General features: G+C 62.7%; 18 protein-coding genes. 14 read left to right on the top strand and 4 right to left on the bottom strand.

All coding sequences use genetic code 11. The features are described from left to right. Window positions 1-29: 29 nt before the first annotated feature. The 6 genes from ATK23_RS06735 (at window position 30) to hisF (ending at window position 4,546) form a co-directional block, all read left to right on the top strand. Window positions 30-653 carry a riboflavin synthase gene (locus tag ATK23_RS06735; RefSeq protein WP_038991814.1) on the top strand — a complete coding sequence of 208 codons (624 nt, stop codon included), beginning with the start codon at window positions 30-32 and terminating at the stop codon, window positions 651-653. Continuing rightward, window positions 653-1,900: a bifunctional 3,4-dihydroxy-2-butanone-4-phosphate synthase/GTP cyclohydrolase II gene (locus tag ATK23_RS06730; RefSeq protein WP_066138870.1), complete on the top strand. Its 1,248-nt coding sequence runs from the start codon at window positions 653-655 to the stop codon at window positions 1,898-1,900. The genes ATK23_RS06735 and ATK23_RS06730 overlap by 1 nt, the downstream gene beginning before the upstream one ends. Before the next feature lie 35 nt (window positions 1,901-1,935). Further along, entirely contained in the window at window positions 1,936-2,427 is a 492-nt protein-coding gene (gene ribH, locus ATK23_RS06725) for a 6,7-dimethyl-8-ribityllumazine synthase (protein WP_066138867.1), read from the top strand. Window positions 2,428-2,499: 72 nt separating this feature from the next. Beyond that, window positions 2,500-2,763 carry a phosphoribosyl-ATP diphosphatase gene (locus tag ATK23_RS06720; RefSeq protein WP_038991810.1) on the top strand — a complete coding sequence of 88 codons (264 nt, stop codon included), beginning with the start codon at window positions 2,500-2,502 and terminating at the stop codon, window positions 2,761-2,763. Window positions 2,764-2,905: 142 nt separating this feature from the next. Then, window positions 2,906-3,754, top strand: a complete 849-nt coding sequence (gene hisG / locus ATK23_RS06715) for an ATP phosphoribosyltransferase (protein WP_038991809.1) — start codon at window positions 2,906-2,908, stop codon at window positions 3,752-3,754. A 21-nt stretch (window positions 3,755-3,775) separates the two neighbouring features. Continuing rightward, a complete protein-coding gene (gene hisF / locus ATK23_RS06710; protein ID WP_066138864.1) occupies window positions 3,776-4,546 on the top strand; it encodes an imidazole glycerol phosphate synthase subunit HisF in 771 nt (256 codons plus the stop codon). Window positions 4,547-4,599: 53 nt separating this feature from the next. Here the strand turns inward: hisF and ATK23_RS16285 are convergent, their stop codons facing one another. From ATK23_RS16285 to ATK23_RS06700, 4 genes are all read right to left on the bottom strand, one after another. Beyond that, complete coding sequence (locus tag ATK23_RS16285; RefSeq protein WP_157801639.1) at window positions 4,600-5,469, bottom strand: hypothetical protein; 870 nt, start codon at window positions 5,467-5,469, stop codon at window positions 4,600-4,602. A 29-nt stretch (window positions 5,470-5,498) separates the two neighbouring features. Further along, a complete protein-coding gene (locus tag ATK23_RS16280) occupies window positions 5,499-6,134 on the bottom strand; it encodes a DUF6318 family protein (RefSeq protein ID WP_157066331.1) in 636 nt (211 codons plus the stop codon). A 243-nt stretch (window positions 6,135-6,377) separates the two neighbouring features. Continuing rightward, window positions 6,378-7,013 (bottom strand): hypothetical protein, encoded by a 636-nt coding sequence (locus ATK23_RS16275; protein ID WP_157066330.1) that lies wholly within the window; start codon window positions 7,011-7,013, stop codon window positions 6,378-6,380. A 103-nt stretch (window positions 7,014-7,116) separates the two neighbouring features. Further along, a complete protein-coding gene (locus ATK23_RS06700; RefSeq protein ID WP_038991805.1) occupies window positions 7,117-7,758 on the bottom strand; it encodes a TIGR03085 family metal-binding protein in 642 nt (213 codons plus the stop codon). A 134-nt stretch (window positions 7,759-7,892) separates the two neighbouring features. Here ATK23_RS06700 and hisI point away from each other — a divergent pair, with 134 nt between their 5' ends. From hisI to lgt, 8 genes are all read left to right on the top strand, one after another. Then, the gene (gene hisI / locus ATK23_RS06695) at window positions 7,893-8,294 is read left to right on the top strand and encodes a phosphoribosyl-AMP cyclohydrolase (protein WP_038991804.1); all 402 of its coding nucleotides are present in this window, start codon (window positions 7,893-7,895) and stop codon (window positions 8,292-8,294) included. A 103-nt stretch (window positions 8,295-8,397) separates the two neighbouring features. Continuing rightward, a complete protein-coding gene (locus ATK23_RS06690; protein ID WP_066138856.1) occupies window positions 8,398-9,969 on the top strand; it encodes an anthranilate synthase component I in 1,572 nt (523 codons plus the stop codon). Then, the gene (locus tag ATK23_RS06685; protein ID WP_066138853.1) at window positions 9,966-10,556 is read left to right on the top strand and encodes a Trp biosynthesis-associated membrane protein; all 591 of its coding nucleotides are present in this window, start codon (window positions 9,966-9,968) and stop codon (window positions 10,554-10,556) included. The genes ATK23_RS06690 and ATK23_RS06685 overlap by 4 nt, the downstream gene beginning before the upstream one ends. 157 nt (window positions 10,557-10,713) lie before the next feature. Next, window positions 10,714-10,962: an HGxxPAAW family protein gene (locus ATK23_RS06680; protein WP_066138850.1), complete on the top strand. Its 249-nt coding sequence runs from the start codon at window positions 10,714-10,716 to the stop codon at window positions 10,960-10,962. Between the two features lies 1 nt (window position 10,963). Continuing rightward, on the top strand, window positions 10,964-11,788 hold the full coding sequence (gene trpC / locus ATK23_RS06675; RefSeq protein WP_066138847.1) for an indole-3-glycerol phosphate synthase TrpC: 825 nt from the start codon (window positions 10,964-10,966) through the stop codon (window positions 11,786-11,788). A gap of 110 nt (window positions 11,789-11,898) precedes the next feature. Next, window positions 11,899-13,230, top strand: a complete 1,332-nt coding sequence (gene trpB / locus ATK23_RS06670; protein WP_066138844.1) for a tryptophan synthase subunit beta — start codon at window positions 11,899-11,901, stop codon at window positions 13,228-13,230. Then, entirely contained in the window at window positions 13,231-14,013 is a 783-nt protein-coding gene (trpA, locus tag ATK23_RS06665; RefSeq protein ID WP_066138840.1) for a tryptophan synthase subunit alpha, read from the top strand. Next, the gene (gene lgt, locus ATK23_RS06660; protein ID WP_066138837.1) at window positions 14,013-15,047 is read left to right on the top strand and encodes a prolipoprotein diacylglyceryl transferase; all 1,035 of its coding nucleotides are present in this window, start codon (window positions 14,013-14,015) and stop codon (window positions 15,045-15,047) included. The genes trpA and lgt overlap by 1 nt, the downstream gene beginning before the upstream one ends. Window positions 15,048-15,064: the final 17 nt, after the last annotated feature.

Below are 15,064 nucleotides of genomic sequence, written 5' to 3'. Positions count from 1 at the left end.
GGCAACCCCAAAATTTTCAAGGAGTAAACATGTTCACCGGAATTGTCACCGGCCAAGGCGTCATCGAAGGCATCGAGACCTTCACCGGCAAGGACCTGGCAGTATTGACCCTGCGCGCCCCGGGCCACACCGACAACCTGGGCCTGGGCGGCTCACTGGCCGTCAACGGGGTCTGCCTGACCGCCACCGAGATGGACGGGGAAAAGCTCAGCGTCGACGTCATGGGCGAAACCCTGCGCCGCACCACCATCGGCGCCCTGAAAACCGGCGACCAGGTCAACCTGGAACGCTGCACCCCAGCCGGCGGCCGGCTCGACGGACACGTGGTGCAGGGCCACGTGGACACCGTCGGCACGGTGCTGGCCCGCGAAGACCACGGCCAGTGGACCACCTTCCGCATCGGCATCGACGACGCGTACGCGCCGCTGACCGCTGAAAAGGGCTCCATTGCGCTGGACGGCATCTCGCTGACCATCACCGCGGTCTCCCCGGCGGCCGATGCAGGCAACCACTGGGTCGAGGTCGGCATCATCCCGATCACCCTCGCCGAAACCACCATGGGCACCCGACAAGTCGGCGACAAGATCAATATCGAGGTCGACGTGCTCGCTAAGTACGTGGCACGCCTGAATGAATTCGGAGGCCAGCAGTAATGGCTACGTCAACGCTTGATTCCATCCCAACCGCGCTGGCGGCCCTTGCCGCGGGTCGTGCAGTTGTCGTTGTCGACGACGAAGACCGCGAGAACGAAGGCGACATCATCTTCGCCGCCCAGCACGCCACGGCCGAACTGATGGCCTTCACCATCCGCTACACCTCGGGGGTGATCTGCGTGCCGCTCGGCGCCCAACGTGCCGACGCGCTGCGCCTGGCACCGATGGTCGGCATCAACCAGGACGCCAAGGGAACCGCCTTCACCGTCACCTGCGATGCCGCCGAAGGCATCACCACCGGAATTTCAGCCGCCGATCGTGCGCTGACCAGCCGCCTGCTGGCCGACCCGGACACCCAGCCGTCCCAGCTCTCCCGACCGGGCCACATCTTCCCGCTGCGCGCCGCAGCCGGGGGAGTGCTCGAACGCCGGGGCCACACCGAAGCAGCAGTGGATCTGTGCCAGGCCGCCGGGCTGGAACCGGTGGGCGTGATCGGCGAGATCACCAAGGACGACGGCGAAATGATGCGCCTGGATGACCTGCGGGTCTTCGCCGCCGAACACGACCTGCCACTGATCTCCATTGACGACCTGGCCCGCTGGCGCCGGGTCAATGACGAGATCGAGCTGACCGACCCGATCAAGCTGCCTACCGCCTTCGGGGACTTCACCGCCAGAGCAGCCACCGCAGAGAACCACGAGCACATCGTGCTCAGCCATGAAGGTCCCAATGGCGGCGCGCCGGGCAACCTGGTGCGCATCCATTCGGAATGCCTCACCGGGGACATCTTCGGCTCCTACCGCTGCGACTGCGGCGAACAGCTTCATGCATCGCTGGAAGCCATCGCCCGCGAAGGCGGCCACATCATCTACATCCGCGGGCATGAAGGCCGCGGCATCGGGCTGGCCAACAAGCTGCGCGCCTACGCGTTGCAGGAAGACGGCATGGACACCCTGGACGCCAACTTGCATCTGGGATTCCCGGCCGACGCCCGCGAATACTTCGCCGTCGCCGCAATTCTCAAGGCCATGGGCCTGGACGAGATCCGCTTGCTGAGCAACAATCCGGACAAGCAGCAACAACTGAACGACGCGGGAATCAAGGTGGCCGAGCTGGTCGGCCTGCAGATCGCGCCGCGCGAGCAGAACTCCGCCTACCTGCGGACCAAGCAGATTCGCTTCGGCCACCATCTGGACCTGCCCGATACCGACGATGACCAGCAATCCGACGCCTACCACGGCGCCTGAACACGACGAATCCAGAAGAACCAAGGAGCATCAAGATGAGCAAGCATGGCGCACCAACCGACGTCAGCGAACAGCTGGCCGCCCTGGCCAGTGACGAGAAGTTCTCCCAGCTCAAGGTGGCCATCGTCGCCGCCAGCTGGCACGAAGTGATCATGAACGGACTGATTGACGGTGCCCAGCGCGCCGCCAAGGACGCCGGCCTGGAATCCAGCACCACCCTGATTCGGGTACCGGGCACTTTCGAGCTGCCGGTCGCGGCTTCCACCCTCGCCGGAGACTACGACGCAGTCATCGCACTGGGTGTGGTCATCCGCGGCGGAACCCCGCACTTCGACTATGTCTGCATGGCAGCGACCAACGGCTTAACCAATGTGAGTGTGGACACCAAAACCCCTATCGGTTTCGGCGTGCTCACCTGCGATAACGAAGAGCAGGCCCTAGACCGCGCTGGCTTGGAAAACTCCAGCGAAGACAAGGGGTATGAAGCCTACTCGGCTGCCGTGATGACGGTCGCCGCACTGCCTTAGCCGCGGGGTAGCCCTGTCACAAAGGGGCACCAGAATACGGCCCCGGTCAAGAAAACAGCTAGGATTAGTTCCGTGAAAACTTTTGACGAGCTCTTCAGCGAACTATCGCTCAAGGCACAATCCCGCCCGGAAGGCTCACGTACCGTCACCGAACTCGACTCTGGTGTCCACGGCATCGGCAAGAAGATCGTCGAGGAAGCCGCCGAAGTTTGGATGGCTGCGGAGTACGAAACCGATGAGGCCGCGGCGGAGGAAATCTCCCAGTTGCTGTACCACCTGCAGGTTCTCATGATCGCCAAGGGCATGACCTTGGCCGACGTTTACAAGCATCTATAGCCGTCGCGCGACTGCGGCCTGATCCATTGCCGATCAGGCCGCAGTCAACGCACGGCGGCAGAAACAACGGCCAACGAATTAATCCTTGGCGCTTGTTTATGGCTAATCGCCGCAGCGCCATTCATGACGAAACGAGTCAAAAATGCTCCGCGTAGCCCTACCCAACAAGGGTGCCTTGTCCGAAATCGCTTCCACCATGTTCAAGGAAGCCGGCTACCTCCAGCGCCGCGATTCCCGCGAACTGGTCCTGGTCGACGAGGACAACCAAGTCGAATTCTTCTATCTGCGTCCCCGCGATATCGCTGTCTATGTCGGCCGCGGAATCCTGGACGTAGGCATCACCGGTCGCGACCTGTACCTCGATGCAGATGTGGACGACGCTGTCGAAGAGCAGCTCTCGCTGGGCATCGGAAAGTCGACCTTCCGCTTCGCTGCCCCGGTTGGCGCGTTCAACGATGCCCAGCAGCTCAATGGCAAGCGCATTGCCACCAGCTACGACGTGCTGCTGCGCCACTACCTCGAGAAGTCGGGCATCGAAGCTTCGATCGTCCGTCTTGATGGCGCCATCGAGTCCTCTGTCCGACTTGGCGTAGCCGATGCAATTGCCGACGTCGTGGAAACTGGCAACACCATCAAGGCCGCCGGCATGGAGATCTTCGGCGATCCGCTGCTGAACTCCGAAGCGGTCATGATTGGCCGTGTCGGGCACAAGCCATCCGGCCTGGATGTGCTGATCCGCCGCCTCAACGGGGTGCTTGTCGCCCGCCAGTACGTCATGCTCGACTACGACGTACGCCGCGAACTGGCTGACAAGGCCTGTGCACTGACACCAGGCCTGGAATCGCCAACTGTGTCGGACCTTGCCAACTCCGAGTGGGTCGCCGTGCGCGCCATGGTCAAGAAATCGCAGACCAATAACATCATGGACGAGCTGTATGACGTTGGCGCACGCGCCATCTTGGTCAGCCAGATTCACGCCTGCCGGATCTAAGTAGACAAGGAAATTCCGCTGATGAGCGTTGCAATTCGTGTTATTCCTTGCCTCGATGTCGATGCCGGCCGTGTCGTCAAGGGCGTCAACTTCGCGGGTCTTCGCGATGCTGGCGATCCAGTTGAACTTGCCCGCCGCTACAATGACGCAGGTGCCGACGAACTGACTTTCCTGGATGTCACCGCATCCAGTTCGGACCGTGAAACCACCTACGAAGTGGTCCGTCACACCGCAGAAGAAGTCTTCATCCCGCTGACCGTGGGCGGTGGCGTCCGCACTGCTGAAGACGTGGATCGCCTACTGCGCAACGGTGCCGACAAAGCCTCGATCAATACCGCGGCGGTGAACCGTCCCGAGGTCATCAACGAGATCACCCAGCGCTTCGGCTCCCAGGTGCTCGTGCTGTCCCTGGACGCGCGCCGCACCGATGATCCGTCGATCGCATCGGGCTACGAGGTCACTACCCATGGCGGTCGTACGGGCACCGGCATGTGCGCCGTAGCCTGGGCGAAGGAAGCTGCCGAACGAGGCGTGGGGGAGATCCTGCTGAACTCGATCGACGCTGACGGCACCAAGGACGGCTTCGACCTGGAAATGATCCGTGCGGTTCGCGCCGAGGTCTCGGTTCCGCTGATCGCATCGGGTGGCGCGGGAAAGCCTGAGGACTTCCCTCCAGCGATTGAAGCGGGTGCCGACGCAGTCTTGGCAGCCTCGATTTTCCACTTCGGTCCAAAGGACATGATCGCCAAGGTCAAACAGTCCATCCGCGAAGCTGGCTACCCAGTTCGCTAGGATCCAAGCCTGAGGCCCAGCACCACAAGGTGCTGGGCCTCAGCTGTACTCGGCTACTCGTTGGCGATGAGCTCCTTCTCGGTGCGCCAAACGTCGATTTCAATCGGTGTGCTTGCGACGGCGGCTTGACCGGGTATGGCCTGCCATGGGCCCCCATCAACGCTGAATTCTCCCCGGTAGAGGGTGGTAACCTCGACTTTGAACTTGCCAGTCTCGCTATAAGAATGACTCGTAGGGGTTTCATCTCTCAAAGTATGGTTCGGTGCAGGTTCGCCAGGAAAATTAAGATTTCGAGTGGTCTCGTCACCATAGTTCCAATTCCATTGAATCGGAATCGCCTTTATTCGTATTTTTGATCCTGAGAGGCTAGAGGAGAAAGATTGAAATTCCTCGGTAGCCATGAAATGCGTATTGCCGTTCTTCAAGGAAAATTTAGTTGGATTGCTAATAATCTTCGAAGGAATTATGGGATATTCTTTGAATTTGTTTATATCAATTATGATTTCCTGGGTGATTGTTTCTTTAGGTAATGCAATTTTCGGTGGTTCACCAGGGCAGTAACGATACTGACGAACTACACGTCCTTGAGCGTCGAGAACCTGCCGGTAAATCGGTGCCGATCCGTCTGGGCAGGTTCCTTCTTCAGGTATACTCCTACAGAATCGAGCGTTTGAGGTGTTTGGGTCACAACTCTCGTAATCTCGGATAGAGAACTTCTCTTTGGGTGAAGCGTCCCGGGGTCGTTGTTTTTTGGGTTGTGGATTCTGCGGCTTCACCTTGTAGTTGAAGTTTTCCTTGTTGTCATGATCTTCGTGAATTGATTCCGGAAGCATTCGAATGCCGTGATCTTCCTTGTTGGCAGGGTCGATAGGAGCCTGCATGCCCAAAACAGCCGGAATGCTGACGCAGAATGCAATGAGCATTGTCAGTTTATTTGAAGATTGCAGCTTCATTATTCGGCACCGATTATTCTGTATACTTTCCAGCCATGGTCAAATTCCAGGCCCACGGCTACAGTAGTTGGCTCTAACTTGTCCATTTTGGAATCTGGTTCGTTTGGGACGAGATAAATTTCGGCTTTGTCAGCGGTATATTCAACTGTTACCACCGCTAGGTTCTCCCCGGATATATAGGAATCGAGAATTTGTGGGTGGTGTTTTCCGCCAACATGCCATTTCCCTAGTTTCTTAGCTTCTGTAGCTTCATCGATAATTGAAACACCGCACACTATGCATTCTTTTGTGGTGACCTTTTTTATAGGACCTGCATTATTAGTCTCAATGGCATAGTTCACGAGATCAAAATAGAATTTGGAGAACGAAGCCGCACCGTCTTCGCTGTATTCTTTTGCCAGTGCTGGCAGTTTTGGGACGGGAACATTTTCTGCGGGCCCCTCGGGCGACGCAGGCCTGTACGTATTGTTTTTCGAGGGTGATGGATTCTTTGTCGTCGAATCCGGAGCTGGTGACATCTTGCTTACTGCGGACGGCGAGTTTCCCTGTCCTTCGGCACTCCCTGTACTGCAGCCTGACAGTGCGAGTGCAACTGCTGCAACCGACGCGACAACTGCAATTTTCCGCGTGTCCATTCGAACTCTCCATGATCATCGGGAATGCGAGGTTTTGCGCCATCCTATGCCCGTGTTTCAAGAAAGTGGAGAGTTTTCGACGAATCTGTGGAAAACTTCCCACAGCCTATTTCAGATTCTCTGTGAACATCCACCGCTATTGATACTGCTGATACGTGCAGAGATGAACATCCTGGCCATCCGCTGCCGGCATTGGCGTCAGCGTAGAACTGAGCAGTGTAACTGGTTCGAATGAATCCAGGCTCAAGTGTCGCGCTGCGTCGCCGAAGGTGGATCATCAAGCGAGACATCAGCGACCTTCCACCCGGTGTCGGTATACTCAAGTCCTATGGTGATCTCACCCAGATTCTTTTCCTCGAACGAATTGACTTCCTGATCTGGAAGCAGCAGATAGCCTTCGGACAAGGTGAGTTCTCCCATCAGGTAGGCCTTGTCGCTGTCGACCCGGACAATGTAGTTCACGTGCAGGAAATGGTAGCCCCCGATCTGGATGTCTTCTGGCCCCGTTCTCAAGTCATCTTGCTCTTGGAACCTCTTCCAGCATCGCTCTGCTTCGCATGTGCCGGTAACAATTGGCGCGAAGTCGGCGGGGGTGCGATAAATGATTTCTTCATCGAGCAATTGGAAGAAGCGCCTTGCGGCTTCTCGCGCCCCATAATCCGTTTTTTCATGCAAGATGCTTGCCGAATCTGAAGGGTTCGGTTCGCTGGGTGGCGTCGTCTCCACTGTATTGGGATTAGCCGGCGATGCAGCCGAAGATGCGGGTTCGTCCGGTGCAATGGACATGAACAACGCCGATATCAAGGCGATCAGGACGAAAGCGGGGACTGCAGAGATAGCAGCACTAGAGTAACGGCGAACAATTTTCTGGGTATTCATGTTCAAGCTCCGAAGCCGTTGGGTATCGATTGCTCGAAATCCTAGGCTGGTGCGAAGCGAACATGGACGGCCCACCCACGAATGTGGAAAACCGGGGGGAGTGCTACAGCCCCGGCTTGAATCCCTTGACGATTTCCAATGCGGTTTCGCCGCCCTCGAACAAGACGAGGCTCTGATCGATGCGGCCGAACGAATACATCATCAGCTCGGTGACCGGTCCGGTAATGGACACAGCGTTCGGCGCCTTCTTGGCAACATGGCGCTGGCCATCGGGACGCGTGAGAATAATGCCGATGGGCGCGTGGCGGAACAGCAGCCGGGACATGCGGGTCAGCGACTGCCAAAGCAGTTCTGTGTACTCCTTGTCCAGCACCCGCGGAGCCCATTGGCCGCGGGCCCGGCGAACATCCTCGGTATGGATGAAGAATTCCGAGAGGTTCGCCGACTGGTTGACCTTGTCGATGGCGAACGGCGAGAACGCGGGCGGGCCCGAGCGGAAGCTGCGGACCAATTTCGCGTAGCCTTCCGGGGTCTGCGCCGCGACCACCATCTGGTTCAGTTTCGCTTCAAGCTTCTTGGAAAGCGGCTTGAAGAACGTGCCGGCGGAAAGCAGCGAGCTTTCGCGCAACACGAGGTGCGCGGCGAGATGGCGGGTTTGCCAACCGTCGCAAAGGGTGTCGGCGGTAGGTCCTGCCGCAAGCAGGGTCTCGGCCAACGCAAGTCTGGAAGCCTGAACTAAGTGCATCACTTCTGAAACTAGCACGCTCCAACTGACTAATTGTGCAAGGCGAGAGAGGTGTCGCCCAGTCGGCATGGCGCGTCGACGAGCGGTACGTCACAGGTCTCAGGATTCCGCGGAAAACCAGTATGCTAATGGGGATGCCTACTTCTAACGACGGCTCGATTCCGAGCCCTGAATCCCACAGCCTCGACCCGGAGATCGCCTCTCGCCTCAAGCGCGATGCCAATGGCCTGTTTGCCGCCATCGCGCAGCAGTACGATTCCGGGAAGGTCTTGATGCTCGGCTGGATGGACGATGAAGCGCTGCACCGCACGCTGACCACCGGCCGGGTCACCTTCTATTCGCGTTCCCGCCAGGAGTACTGGCGCAAGGGCGACACCTCCGGCCACTACCAGTTCGTGAAGTCCGTGGCCCTGGACTGCGACGGCGACGCGCTGCTCGTCCAGGTCGACCAGGTGGGCGCCGCTTGCCACACCGGCACCGAATCCTGCTTCACCGATCGCGAATTGCCGGCCGTGGTGGGCCACCGTCCCGAGTAGGACTGCCGACGCACCGGCACCAGCAGCAGGCGGGCGCCGCGAATTCCGCACCCAGCTGAGCGTTGCAGCACCGGCTCGAAGAACACGTAGAAGAAGAACATTGATGAAAACCCTTGGCAAGATTTCCCCGTCCCGCGAGTCCTTCCGCGCCATGGCCGCGAACCGCCGCGTCATCCCGGTCACCATCACCGTGCTGGCCGACTCGCTCACGCCGATCGGCCTGTATCGCACGCTGGCACAGGGGCGGCCCGGCACCTTCCTGATGGAGTCGGCGGCCCCGGGCGGCGTCTGGAGCCGCTACTCGTTCATCGGGGTGAACTCGCCGGCCACGCTGAGCACCCGCGGGGGAGAAGCCTACTGGCAGGGCAACGCTCCAGCGGGCCTGTCCACCGGCGGGGCCGGCGTGGAGGTGCTGCGCGATACCGTGCGTGCGCTGAAAACCGAACCGGTTCCCGGCATGCCTCCGCTGACCGGCGGCATGGTCGGCTTCATCGGCTGGGAATGCGTGCGCCATTGGGAGAAGCTGCCGAACCCTCCGGCGGACGACCTGAACCTGCCCGAGCTGAGCATGAACCTGGTCGCCGACATGGCGGCCCATGATGCGGCCGAAGGCACGGTCACGCTGATCGCCAACGCCATCAACTTCAATGGCAGCGACGAGAACGTCGATGCGGCCTACGACGGCGCCGTCGCCCGCCTGCAGGCGATGCTCGACCAGCTCGCGGTGCCGGTGGATTCGGCCGCGGCGGTGCTCACCGGCACCGATGTGCCGCGCGAAACCCTGATGGACGCAGTCACCCATTCCTGGGACGAGAACGAATACCTGGCGGCGCTGGCCAAGTCCAAGACCGCGATCGTGGACGGAGAGGTCTTCCAGATCGTCGTTTCGCGCCGCTTCGAGCTGGAAACCCAGGCCGAAGCGCTGGATGTCTACCGGGTGCTGCGCGCAACCAATCCGAGCCCGTACATGTACCTGTTCAACTTCGTCAACGAGGACGGCGAACGCTTCGAGATCGTCGGCTCCTCGCCAGAAGCGCTGGTCACGGTGAACGACTCGCACGTGGTCACGCACCCGATCGCTGGCTCCCGGCCGCGCGGGGCCAACTACGAGGACGACCAGCTGCATGAGAAGTCGCTGGTCAACGACGAGAAGGAACGCGCCGAGCACCTGATGCTCGTGGACCTCTCGCGCAACGACCTCTCGCGGGTGTGCAAGGCCGGCACCGTGGAAGTCACCCAGTTCATGGAGGTTGAGCGCTTCAGCCACATCATGCACCTGGTCTCCAATGTGGTCGGCAAGACCCGCGACGACGTGGACGCCTACGACGTGCTCGCCGCGACCTTCCCGGCCGGCACGCTCTCCGGAGCGCCGAAGCCCCGCGCCCTGCAGCTGCTCGACGAGTACGAGCCGTACCGCCGCGGCATCTATGGCGGCGTGGTCGGCTACCTGGACTTCGCCGGCGACATGGACATGGCCATCGCCATCCGCTCCGCCCTGCTCAAGGGGGATCGCGCCTACGTCCAGGCCGGCGGCGGCATCGTGAACGACTCGAAGTTCGCCGACGAGGCACTGGAAACCGTGAACAAGGCGGCCGCCCCGCTGCGCGCCGTCTGGGCCGCGCAGTCCATGCGTGCCGCCCACACCATCAACACCGAATCAGGTGAAGCGAAGTGAAGAAATTGACCAGCGCCCGCAGCCTTGCACTTTTCGGCCTGGCCGGCGCACTGATCGGCCTCTGGTCGGCCACCCGGACCTGGATCACCGTTGATGTGGCCTCCAGCTCCGTGCAGATCCCGCAGATTGTCGTTGACGGGGCGACCGCGGCCGCCTCGGTCACCGCGGTCTGCGTGGTGGTGCTGGCCGGTTCGCTGGCGCTGCTGATCGCCGGGAAGATCGCCCGCTACATCATCGCGGCGATCTGCCTGCTCGCCGGCGCCACGGTGATCACCGCCGGCATTGGCGCGCTGCGCGACCCGCAGGCCGTGGCCTCCACCGCCGTGGCCGAAGCCACCGGCCTGGCCCAGAACGCCGGCGAGTACGCGCTCACCGCGTGGCCGGCGGTAGCGGTGATTGCCGGCGTGCTGATCGTGCTGCAGGCGGTGCTGGTGCTGGTCTTTGCCGGACGCTGGCCCGCGAAGGCCAGCAAGTACGACCGGCAAGCGGCCAAGGCCAGCGTGGAGCCCAAGGACCAGTCCTCGCGCAATATCGCCAGCTGGGAGCAGCTCTCGCAGGGCGAAGACCCGACCGCTGGCGGGAAATAGCCCAGGGCCGAGCGTGATTCGCACCACCGGCGCGCAACGAAGGCCCCTGGAATAGGAGGTTCTCGCGCGCAGGTGGCAGAATGGAACCTGAAGACCAACGTCCTTCGGCAGCAACGCCCTGCCGGGGCGCAGCATACAACATGAGGAGACATCGAACATGTCGCAGAACACCGAGATCGATCCGGTTTACACCGAAGAGATTGGCCACGGCAACTCCATCGCAGCGTGGGCCTGCGTGCTGACCATGATTGTAGGTGCAATCGTGGCAGGCATCGCCTTCGCCTACCTCGCCTGGTCCATCGTCTGGGTCGGTTGCGGCATCGTCGTAGTCGGCCTGTTGCTGGGCTGGATCCTGAAGGCAGCCGGATTCGGCGTCGGTGGCGCTCGCAGTGGAGCATCGCACTAAATTGACTGTTCTTGATGACATCATCGCGGGCGTCCGGGAAGACCTGGGCGCCCGTCGCGCAATCACCAGCCTGGAAGCGATCAAGCAGGCAGCGGCGGCAGCCGCCCCTGCACGTGATGCGTTCGCCGCGCTGGGCGGCCACACCGATCAGGCCGCCCGCGACACCACGCTGCGTGTAATCTCCGAGGTAAAGCGCAAGTCCCCGTCCAAGGGCGCGCTGGCCGACATCCCGGAGCCCGCCGTCCTGGCCGCCGAGTACGAAGCCGGTGGCGCCTCGGTGATTTCCGTGCTGACCGAAGCGCGACGCTTCGGCGGTTCGCTCCAGGATCTCGATGCGGTGCGCGCCGCCGTGCAGATCCCGGTGCTGCGCAAGGATTTCACGGTCGACGAGTACCAGATCTATGAAGCCCGCGCGCACGGCGCTGACCTCGTGTTGCTCATTGTTGCGGCGCTGAATGATGAATTGCTGGCATCTTTCCTAGAATTGACTCACCAGCTGGGAATGAACGCCCTGGTGGAAACCCACACCGAGGAAGAGATCGCCCGCGCCATCAAGGCCGGGGCGAAGATCATCGGCGTGAATGTGCGCAACCTGAAGACGCTGGACGTCGATCCGGCCACCTTCGGCAAGCTCGCACCGCTGCTGCCGTCCGAGGCGGTGATCGTCGCCGAATCCGGTGTGGAATCCACCGAGCAGGTTGCCCAGTACGGTGCGGCCGGCGCCGACGCGATCCTCGTGGGCGAGGCGCTGGTGAAGCACGCCGATCCGCGCGCTTCGGTCGCCGCGTTCATCCAGGCCGGCACCGACGCCAAGCCGCAGCGCTAGCCGCGCACGGCAGCGTCGGACCCAGAATTGCATTTCGTGCCCCGCAGGAGCTTCCGGCGGGGCACGAGACTTACCACGAATCAAGCTTCGTACGAGAAAAGAGGGAATCGATGAGCACTCCGGAGAACTCCGAGCACAGCCAGTCGATCGATGCACAGTCGCTGAGGCACGCAAGCGGCCCGTACTTCGGAGCGTATGGCGGACGATGGATGCCCGAGTCCCTCATGGCCGCCATGGACGAGCTGAACGAGACCTTCGAGGCGGCCAAGAACGACCCCGAGTTCATCGCGCAGGTCAAGGACCTGAACAAGAACTACTCCGGACGCCCCTCGCTGCTTACCGAAGCCAAGCGCTTCTCCGAGCAGTACTGCGGAGGGGTGCGGATCTTCCTCAAGCGCGAGGACCTGAACCACACCGGCAGCCACAAGATCAACAACGTGCTCGGCCAGGCGCTGCTGGCCAAGCGCATGGGCAAGACCCGCATCATCGCGGAGACCGGCGCCGGCCAGCACGGCGTCGCCTCGGCCACCGCCGCGGCCCTGATGGGCCTGGAGTGCGTGGTCTACATGGGCGCCGAGGACACCCGCCGCCAGGCGCTGAACGTGGCGCGCATGCGCCTGCTCGGCGCCACCGTGATCCCGGTGACCGTCGGCTCCCAGACGCTGAAGGACGCGATCAACGAGGCGCTGCGCGACTGGGTCGCCAACGTCGAGACCACCCACTACCTGCTGGGCACCGCCGCCGGCGGGGCGCCGTTCCCGGCGATGGTCCGCTACTTCCACGAGGTCATCGGCGACGAGGCGCGCGAGCAGATCCTGGCCCAGACCGGGCGCCTGCCCGACGCCGTGACCGCATGCATCGGCGGCGGCTCCAATGCGATCGGCATCTTCCACGGTTTCCTCGACGACCCGTCGGTCGAGATCTACGGCTTCGAAGCCGGCGGCGACGGCGTGGACACCGACCGCCACGCCGCGACCATCACCCTGGGCCGCCCGGGCGTGCTGCACGGCGCGAAGAGCTACCTGATGCAGGACGAGGACGGGCAGACCGTCGAGTCGCACTCGATCTCCGCCGGCCTGGACTACCCGGGTGTCGGCCCGGAGCACGCCTACCTGGCCGACATCGGCCGCGTCACCTACGAGCCGGTCACCGACACCGAGGCGATGGACGCGTTCAAGGCGCTGTGCCGCACCGAGGGCATCCTGCCGGCGATCGAGTCCGCGCACGCGCTGGCCGGCACCATCCGGTTGGCCGCCCGCAAGATCGCCGAGGGCGCTGTGCCGCAGGAGACGATCATCATCGCGAACCTCTCCGGCCGCGGGGACAAGGACGTGGGCACCGCCGCCGCCTGGTTCAACATGATCGACGAAAAGGACGCCGAGGCCGAAATCAGCGCGGCCAACGCGCAGAACTCCGGCTCGCAGAACTCCGAGGAGAAGTAGATGACCCGCGTGACCAGCGCCCAGAAGATCGCCGCAGCCCGCGCCAAGGGCCGTCCGGCCCTCATCGGCTACCTGCCTGCCGGCTACCCGGACGTCGCCACCAGCATCGAGGCCGCCGTGGCGCTGGCCGAGAACGGCGTGGATGTCATCGAGATCGGCATCCCGTACTCCGACCCGGTCATGGACGGCCAGGTCATCCAGGAAGCCACCGTGCAGGCGCTGGCGAACGGCTTCAAGGTCCCGCAGATCTTCGAGATCGTGCGCGGGATCACCGAACGCACCGACGCGGCCGTGATGGTCATGACCTACTGGAACCCGGTGCTGCGCCTGGGCGTGGACGAATTCGCCCGGCGCTTCGCCGAGGCCGGCGGGGCCGGGCTGATCACCCCTGACCTGGTGCCCGATGAGGCCGCCGAGTGGATGGAAGCCAGCGAGAAGCACGGCCTGGAGCGCGTGTTCCTCATCGCGCCGTCCTCGACCGAAGCCCGCGTGCAGCGCACGGTCGACGCCTCTTCCGGGTTCGTCTACTGCGTGTCGCTGATGGGCGTCACCGGCGCCCGTTCCGAGGTGTCCTCCGCCGCGCAGGCAGTGGTCGACGCCGCCCACAACGCCGGCGCCGAGAACGCCTGCGTGGGCCTGGGCGTCTCGCGCCGAGAGCATGTGGAAGAAATCGGCGCCTACGCGGACGGCGTGATCGTCGGCACCGCGCTGGTCGCCGCTTTGCGCGACGGGGGAGTGCCGGCAGTCGGCGCTCTGGCCGCCGAGCTGAGCGGACGCGCCTGATGGCTTTCGCCACGCAGCTGGCCCTGGCCCTGCCGGCTTCGATCCCGTCTCCGCCGCCGGAGTTCTCGAAGATCTCGCTGGGCCCGCTGACCATCCACGCCTACGCGCTGTGCATCCTCGCGGGCATCCTGATCGCGCTGTGGCTGACCAACAAGCGGCTTTCCGCCCGCGGCGGCAACTCGGACATGCTCTGGGACATCGCGATCTGGACGATCCCCTTCGGCATCGTCGGCGGACGCCTTTACCATGTGCTGATCACCGACCCGATGTACTACTTCGGGCTCGGCGGGCAGAGTGCGCATCTGGCTGAGATCCCGCAGATCTGGCTCGGCGGGCTGGGCATCATGGGCGCGGTGTCGCTCGGCGCGCTGGGAGCCTGGATCGGCTGCCGGAGGGCCGGCATCCGGCTTTCTGCATTCGTCGACGCCGCCGTGCCCGGCCTGCTGCTGGCGCAGGCGGCCGGACGCTGGGGCAACTGGTTCAACCAGGAGCTCTTCGGTGCGCCGACCGACCTGCCGTGGGGCCTGGAGATCGACCCGGACAGCTACAACTTCCCAGCCGGGCTGCCCGCGGACACGCTTTTCCACCCGACCTTCCTGTACGAGTCGCTGTGGAACGTGCTCGGCGCCTTCGTGCTGATCGCGCTGGATCGAAAGTTCAAGCTGCGCCGTGGTGCGCTGTTCTGCTGCTACATGATCTGGTACGGGGTCGGCCGCACCTTCACCGAATCGCTGCGCCTGGATGCGGCCGAGGTCATCGCCATCGGGCCGCTGGCCCTGCGCGTGCACCAGTGGCTGGCGATCGGCATGGTCATCGCCGGCATCCTCGCGCTGATCCTGGTCCTCGGCAAGCTGCGCGGCCAGCAGGCCGATGCGTTCTACCTGCCAGGAACGGCGCCCGCGCCGGCCCCAGCAGAAGGCGACAAGCCAGCTGAAGGCACCGGTGCCCAGGACACGTCCGAATCGGGAACCATGTCCGAATCGGAAACCGCGTCCGAAAAGGGAACCGGCGCTGATCCGCAGAACGAGAAGTAGCGGCAGCGAATCCATAG

Source organism: Glutamicibacter nicotianae (genome assembly GCF_002797775.1).
GTDB lineage: Bacteria > Actinomycetota > Actinomycetes > Actinomycetales > Micrococcaceae > Glutamicibacter > Glutamicibacter nicotianae.
This window is presented reverse-complemented; position numbering and strand designations above follow the sequence as displayed.